At 48.9% G+C, this 7,720-nt stretch carries 5 protein-coding genes; 2 read left to right on the top strand and 3 right to left on the bottom strand.

The features are described from left to right. Positions 1–543: 543 nt before the first annotated feature. A complete protein-coding gene (locus K2H17_RS07790) occupies positions 544–1,332 on the top strand; it encodes a hypothetical protein (protein ID WP_300133448.1) in 789 nt (262 codons plus the stop codon). Positions 1,333–1,403: 71 nt separating this feature from the next. Then, positions 1,404–2,357, top strand: a complete 954-nt coding sequence (locus K2H17_RS07785) for a leucine-rich repeat domain-containing protein (protein ID WP_300133445.1) — start codon at positions 1,404–1,406, stop codon at positions 2,355–2,357. A 141-nt stretch (positions 2,358–2,498) separates the two neighbouring features. Here K2H17_RS07785 and K2H17_RS07780 read toward each other — a convergent pair whose 3' ends face one another. From K2H17_RS07780 to K2H17_RS07770, 3 genes are all read right to left on the bottom strand, one after another. Further along, positions 2,499–3,407, bottom strand: a complete 909-nt coding sequence (locus K2H17_RS07780; RefSeq protein ID WP_300133442.1) for an ATP-binding protein — start codon at positions 3,405–3,407, stop codon at positions 2,499–2,501. A gap of 248 nt (positions 3,408–3,655) precedes the next feature. Beyond that, positions 3,656–5,743 carry a membrane protein insertase YidC gene (gene yidC, locus K2H17_RS07775; RefSeq protein WP_300133440.1) on the bottom strand — a complete coding sequence of 696 codons (2,088 nt, stop codon included), beginning with the start codon at positions 5,741–5,743 and terminating at the stop codon, positions 3,656–3,658. A 30-nt stretch (positions 5,744–5,773) separates the two neighbouring features. Further along, entirely contained in the window at positions 5,774–7,396 is a 1,623-nt protein-coding gene (locus tag K2H17_RS07770; RefSeq protein ID WP_300133437.1) for a CTP synthase, read from the bottom strand. Positions 7,397–7,720: the final 324 nt, after the last annotated feature.

Raw genomic sequence — 7,720 nt, 5'->3', positions numbered from 1 at the left:
ACCTGAGCCTTGGTGTCTCTTTTGCTAAATTGTTGAAATTCGTCAGTCGCATAGCTCGCTATGCTCCTTTCTCATTTGAAACAATTTATCTAAAAGATACACCACTCAGATTTTAACTCTTGTTTTTAAACAACCTCTTAATCGGTCTGATTTTTTTAATTGGCGGATTTTTATGATATTTGCATTTGAATTCGCATTTGAGATTGTAGAGACAGCCTCATCGGATTCGACTTTTCGTTGAATGATGGAGAAATCCATCGAAAAGGTGTTATTGAATTTTTATCTTCAATGCCCAAACTTGGCGGTTTGTATTGTTCTCGAAGATAATAAGACAATGGCACCTGCATCGGTAGCCTATACCCGTATGCCTCCGCGAGGGGGCACTCAGTATATGCTCAATCGGTGTGGGGCTGTCGTCTTATCCGGGAACAGAGGCACGCCAAGGCCTGAGCATTGGATAAGAACGAGATACAATCCTCACACCTTTTTTATGTCTTTACCATTGATGTTTCGCGGGGATTGAGAAACACACTTATCTGACGGATGGATACAGGCAAATATCCCGAATTTGAATTGGAACGATACGATGAGATTGCTGACGGTGTCTTTGTGCTTAAAGATTCCGGCATAACTCTTGACACAAAGATTTATAAATATATGGATCTCTCGGCTTTGTTCGGGATTATGGAGGGGCGTTTTCGTGTAAGTCGTCGTAAGGATTACTCCGATATTTATGAGCATGGATTCGTTACACTTCGCTGTGCGGAATTCTTGTTACCTGCTGGAGATTCCATTACTGAAAATGATCGGAAGCATCGGGCTGAGTACGAAAAATTTCGCAAAGCGGCAGCAAATCTCTTGTGTTCCTGCTTCACTACAACGTCTGCTGAAATGCACAGCATGTGGATCTCATTCACCTCAGGCTATACCGGAATAAGAATACAGACAACGGTCGGTGCATTTGCGGAAAGTCTGAAAGACTGTGGATTAAAATTGTTTATAGGCACTATGAAATATTACGATGTAGAGATTGGCGCGATTGACAGAACCAAGTATATTTTTGCAAAAAACAAGTGTTATGAACCTGAATCCGAATTAAGAATCTACTTTCAGCCTAAGGAAAATCAGAAATGCGGCGGTTATAATCAATTTGATAAAAATTTCTATCTGCCTGTCGATGGACGCAAACTGGTGCAGTCTGTATTACTGTCACCCTTCATTCCAGCCTCTTCCGGTTTTAAAGGTTGGATCTTGAGATCAATCGAAAACAAATTTCCTTATTTGAAAAATAAAATATCGCATTCCTCCATAAAGTTTGCAGGTAATTTTTGAGAATAGGCCTGTCACATGATGCGATCCGTGTATTTGAATTACTTATTAATAAACCAATAAATCAAACAATTATGAGATTAGAAAAATTATTCATCGGCTTATTGTTGGCCGTATGTTTCGTTTCGTGTTCTAAAGACGACGAACCAGGAAACGGTGATGACCCAGGCAAGAATCCTAATCAGCCTGAAAACAGCTCCTCAGTGACAATCAATCCCGATGGCTCGACATCTACAAAGTCAGTGTTCTCTCCTATTGACGAGACAACATTTTATATTGATTATGTAAAATATAAAATAGTAGATTCTCACCTTGAAATAATAGGTTACGACCCCGTAGAGCTCAAAGGAGATGTAAAGCCATATGCAACAGTGAAATACTTGGGTACTACGTATAATACCAGGATTATAGCAGAGGAGGCATTTAGAGGGAGCTCTATAACAAGTATAAATATCCCCAATTCAGTTACCGAGATTGGTGGCTCTGCCTTTTCCGGTTGCAGTTTCCTGACAAGTATCACCATACCAAATTCAGTTACCGAGATTGAACGCTCAGCCTTTGAGGGTTGTAGTTCCCTGGCAAGTATCACCATTCCTAATTGGGTGACTAAAATTAACGGCTCAGCCTTTAGAGGTTGCAGTTCCCTGACAAGTATCACCATTCCAAATTCAGTTACCGGGATTGGAAGCTCTGCTTTTTCCGGTTGCAGTTCCCTGACAAGTGTCACCATTCCAAATTCAGTGACCGAGATTGACGAATATACATTTTTTAGGTGCAGCTCCTTGGTCGAGATTATAATTCCAAGTTCTGTTGTGAGAATTTTTGAGAATTCGTTTTATGGGTGCTATATGTTGTCTAATATTTATGTAGGAGGAAAACCAAGTTTAAGGTATGATATTCTTAATCCTTTACCAGATGAAGTATATGCTAATGCTGTTCTTCATGTGAAAGCTGAAAATATGGACTGGTTCAAATCTGGTTGGTGGTCTAGGTTTAAAAACATAGTAGGAGATTACAGTGGAGAATAGAACCGTTTGGATGAATAGGTTAGTCTCAATCTCAGCACTCTAAAAAGCAAAGCGAGGTCGTGAATCTGAAGTACACGACCTCGCTTTTAAATGTTACACAGCGATAGAAGAGATGCTTGACAGTTTGGCTGCTTATTTCTGTTACGAGCCGTTTGAAAGCCAGAGTTTGAAGAGTTTGTCGGTAATCTCGTATGGAGTGCCACGCTTTTCAGGATCGGTTTTGCGGATTGTATTGTCCTGCACAAGTTGCTGCAGGTATGGAGAGAGGCTACCTGCCGGAGCCGATATCAGCTCACGGAGTTGAGAGAGGTTTAAGGGAGAGGCTGACTTTGAGAGTGACATCAGTATTTTTTGTGAATAAGCCGGAAGATTCTCAAATCTGGCGCGGTATATAGGCGCCGATAGAGTGGCCAGTTCTTTCAGGTCGTTGTCCGGCCAGTCAGATCTGTCTATGATATCGCAGGCAATCTTTACAGAGCGTATCACCGGAGGCAGATAGGCAAGCAGGGCTGACAGGCGTTTAGCTTTTTCTTCCGGAAGATTTAATGTTTCTGACAGCGAATCCTGAGTAATGGCCGGGATATAGATGGTTCTGACTCCTTCGAAAAATGGTGCCTTATAGTCGGCCAGAGCCTCGCTGATTTTAGGAACTGCGGCGATGAGCATAGGAGCCTCCGGCTGATAGAGATAGTTTCGCAGAAGATACTGATCATCAAACGGACTTCTGTTGAAGAAGAAGTCAAGATCGTCAATGATTACAATGCGCCGTCTGTCGCCATTTCCTTTAAGAGGCCGGGTGCCGTCATAATCAGTCCCTTCGATGGCCTTTATGATGTCGTTGCTGCTGAAAAATTCTTTCCCGTCAAGCAGCTGTACCGATTCTCCCCAGCCGTTTTCCCGAAGCCGTCGGGCCAACTCAATAAGCAGAGTGGTTTTGCCCGATCCGAAACTTCCGATCAGGAACAAAGGCTGAGGTATATGGCCTACAGATTTCTCAGCCTCAATGTGGAGCATCATATGGCTGAGGGTCTGTTCGAATATATTTAACATATTATGTAGTATAGTATTACACACATAGAGTGTAAATACATAGCAAATGTATAAAAAAAATTATATATAAGAAAATTTATATATAAGATTTTTTATACAACTGTCTCTCCTCTGTGGTTCTCTCTGCGGGGTGGGGTGGGAAAAGCAGCTCCTTCTGACTGCCGGGCTGGCTGTCGGAAGGAGCTGCTTTTGATGGGGATATGGTGGAGGTCAGCGGAGGGGGCTGACCCTCTAATGGAGCGTGGTGATCAGCGGCGGCCCTGGCGTTTCTGCTGTTCGCGGAGCATCTGCTGCTGTTTGCGCTGGGCCTCTTCGAGACGGGCCATGAAGCCTGATTTCTTTTTGGGCTTCTTGGCGGCTTCGGCCATCTTGGCGCGCATCTTGTCTTCGCTGACAACCTTGCGGAAGATGTAGGTCTGCACGATGGTGATCAGCAGTGACAGGAAGTAGTAGTAGCTGAGGCCTGCGGCGTAGTTGTTGAAGATGAAGAGGAACATCACCGGCATCATATACATCATCCATTTCATGCCCGGCATGCCTGACGAAGCCTGGCTCTGCATGTTGTTGCGGGTGTAGATGATGTTGACCGCGGTCATGAGCAGACAGAAGAGGCTGATGTGGTTGCCGAAGGTGCTTGAGATGAAGGGGATGTTTGCCGACCATGAGATGATGGCGTCAGGAGCCGAGAGGTCTTTGGCCCAGAGGAAGGGCTCGCCGCGCAGCTCGATGGCCGAGGGGAAGAACCAGAACATGGCCACGAGGATAGGCATCTGGAGGAGCATCGGCAGACAGCCCGAAAGCGGGTTGGCTCCGGCGCGGGAGTAGAGTGCCATTGTCTCCTGCTGGCGCTTCATGGCGTTTTCGTTGCCGGGATACTTGTCGTTGATGGCTTTGATCTCAGGTGCGAGCAGGCGCATGCGGGCCTGTGAGATCATGCTCTTGTAGGTGAAGGGGAAGAGGATGATCTTGATGAAGATGGTCAGCAGCAGGATGATGATGCCGTAGTTCGAGATAAACGAGCCGAGCAGGGTGAACACCGGAATGATGATCAGGGTGTTGATCCAGCGGAAGATAGGCCATCCGAGGGGGATGAGCTTGGTCAGGTGCATGTTCTCGTCGGGGAAGATCTCCTTCTCCACGGAGCTCATCACGGGGTAGGAGTTGGGGCCGAGATACATCACGAAGGAGGCGGGGTTGGCCGCTGCGGCTGAGTATTCGACTGTCATGTCGAAGTTCATCTCCTTGATGAAGTCGGGGTTGTCCTTGAGTACGGTGCTGCGGAGATTGCCGCTGCTGAAGTTGGTGCGGGCCATGAGCACAGCCGAGAAGAACTGGTTCTTGCAGCTGATCCATTTCAGGCGCTGGTTGATCTCCTCTTCGTCGTCGGAACCCTCGCTGAGGTTGTCGACATCGCCGTCGGTATACATGTAGTAGAGCGCCGAGTTGCGTTCCTCAAAGACGCGTCCGGCTTCGTTGCGGCGCATTTTCTGATGCCAGTTGAAGTCCATCGAGGCTACCGACGAGGGAATGATGCTCTGCATGCCTTCCTGGATCACGTCGATATTGACCGTATAGCCGTCGGCCGGGAGGGTATATTTGATGCCCCAGCGCGCGCCGTCGCCGAGTTCGAGTTTCATCAGCACCGAAGAGTCGCTGAGCTGCACGGGTGTGAAGAAAAACTCGCTGGTCTCGAAGCGCTGTGTGGCCGAGGTCAGAGTGAAGTTGTAGATGTCGGTCTCCGGCGAGAGAAGCTCGATCTTGGTAGAGTCATAGCTGTTGTAGTCGCGGAGAGTGGCGCGTGAGATCACACCGCCCTTATTGGAGATTTCGAGGCTGAGATTCTTGTTTTCGAGGCGGACTGTGGTGCTGTCGCCTGAGAGGTGACGGGCGAAACCGCGGTAGCGGGCTGCTGTCGCGAGCGCCTTGCGCAGATTGTTGACGGCAGGTGCTCCTACGGTCAGCGGCAGTGCTGAGTCGTTGCTGAGGAGATCGGCGACGGCAACCTGGCGTCCGTCGGCGTCAACAGTTCCTTCAAGCTGACCCTCGGCATTGAGACGCAGGTCGATCTTGTCGACGCTGAGAGTCGACACGCCGCTGACGGTGTCGGTTGTTCCGAGTTCGCGCACGGTGCTTTTGATCGCGGCGATTTCAGCCGGAGTGATAGAGTCAAATTTCAGAGCTCCTGGATCGGAGGCTTTTGCGGCTTCCTGTGCCTCCATCTGTTCGCGCTCGATACGCTGCCGTTCGAGCTCTTCAGGGGAGGGACGGTTGATGTAGGTGAATCCGAAGATGATGAGGCCCATCAATAGGAGCCCGATTAGTGAGTTTCTGTCCATTCAGTTGAGTTATGGGTAGAGTTTTGTTACTTATGATCTGGCGTTTCGTTCTTCGCTGTATTCGATGGCGCTTCTGATGAAGTCCATGAAGAGCGGAGAGGGCGAGAGGACGGTTGAGGAGTATTCCGGATGATACTGGGTGCCGATGAACCAGCGGTGGTCCGGAAGTTCGACTACTTCTACGAGATGTGTGGCTGGGTTTTCGCCCACACACTTCATGCCTGCGGCCTCGAAGCGGGCGCGGAAGTCGTTGTTGAACTCGAAGCGATGGCGGTGGCGTTCGCTGACGCGGGTCTTGCCGTAGGCCTTTGCGGCGCGGGATCCCGGCAGCAGCTCGCAGTCATAGGCTCCGAGACGCATAGTGCCTCCCATGTTGGAGATCGACTTCTGTTCTTCCATCAGGTCGATCACATTGTGAGGCGTGTGGGGCTGCATTTCCGTCGAGTTGGCATCCTGCAAGCCGAGGACATCGCGGGCGAATTCGATCACCATGCACTGCATGCCGAGGCAGATTCCGAATGTCGGGACATCGTGTTCGCGACACCATTTGAGCGCCACGAATTTGCCTTCGATTCCGCGTTGGCCGAAGCCGGGGGCTATGATCACGCCGTCGAGGTCACGCAGCTGAGTGTCGACATTGTCCGGTGTGACGCGCTCGGAGTGGATATATTGCAGGTCGAGGATATGGTCGGCATAGGTTGCAGCCTGGAAAAGAGCCTCGTTGATTGACTTGTAGGCATCCTGAAGCTCGACATATTTTCCGACCAGGCCGATGCGCACTTTTTTCTGTGCGGTGCGCATTTTGGTCAGGAATTCTTTCCAGGGGTTCATGTCGGGCTGACCCTGTGGATCGAGATCCATCTTGCGCATCACGATTTCGTCGAGATGCTGTTCGTGCATCAGCACCGGGACATCATAGATGCTCTTTGCATCGATGCTCTGGATGACGGCGTCAGGGGCTACGTTGCAGAACTGTGCGATCTTCTTGCGCATGGCCGAGGGGATCTCGTGTTCTGTGCGCAGTACCAGTACATCGGGCTGGATACCGAGCTGTTGCAGTTGCTTGACAGAGTGTTGCGTCGGCTTTGTCTTGAGTTCCTTTGCGGCACTGATGTAGGGGACATAGGTCAGATGCAGGCAGATGCAGTTGTCTTCAAGTTCCCATCTGAGCTGACGGACAGCCTCAAGGAAGGGGAGCGATTCGATGTCGCCTACGACACCGCCGATTTCCGTGATCACGAAATCGAAGTCGCCGGTTTTGCCGAGAGCCATGACGTTGCGCTTGATCTCGTCGGTGATGTGGGGAATGATCTGGACAGTCTTGCCGAGATAGTCTCCGCGGCGTTCCTTCTCGATGACGCTCTTGTAGATGCGTCCGGTGGTCACATTGTTGGCGCGGGTTGTCTGGATATTTGTAAATCTCTCGTAGTGGCCGAGGTCGAGGTCGGCTTCGTGGCCGTCGACGGTCACATAGCATTCGCCGTGCTCATAGGGGTTGAGGGTACCGGGGTCGATGTTGATATAGGGGTCGAACTTTTGGATAGTTACCCTAAAGCCCCGCGCTTTCAGAAGGCAGGCGAGAGAGGAAGAGATGATTCCTTTGCCCAGCGACGAAACCACGCCGCCTGTGACAAAAATGTATTTAGTTTCCACGCTTTATGATGTGATAGAGATACTTCAAATTCGCGTATATTTCAGACTGAATCTAAAATAAGGCGCAAATTTACAAAAAAATCGGGGATTATTCCGTAAATTTGCCTAAACTTAGAGGTTGTTTAAAAACAAGAGTTAAAATCTGAGTGGTGTATCTTTTAGATAAATTGTTGCAAATGAGAAAGGAGCATAGCGAGCTATGCGACTGACGAATTTCAACAATTTAGCAAAAGAGACACCAAGGCTTAGGTAACCTCAAAAATTCTCAGACATGAAATTATTAACAGGAAAAAATACAATACCGTCGCCTGCGAAAGTTTTGGG

This window comes from Duncaniella sp. (assembly GCF_029054785.1).
Classification (GTDB): Bacteria; Bacteroidota; Bacteroidia; order Bacteroidales; family Muribaculaceae; genus Duncaniella.
The sequence above is the reverse complement of the archived record's forward strand: the minus strand, read 5'-3'. Positions and strand labels throughout refer to the sequence as shown.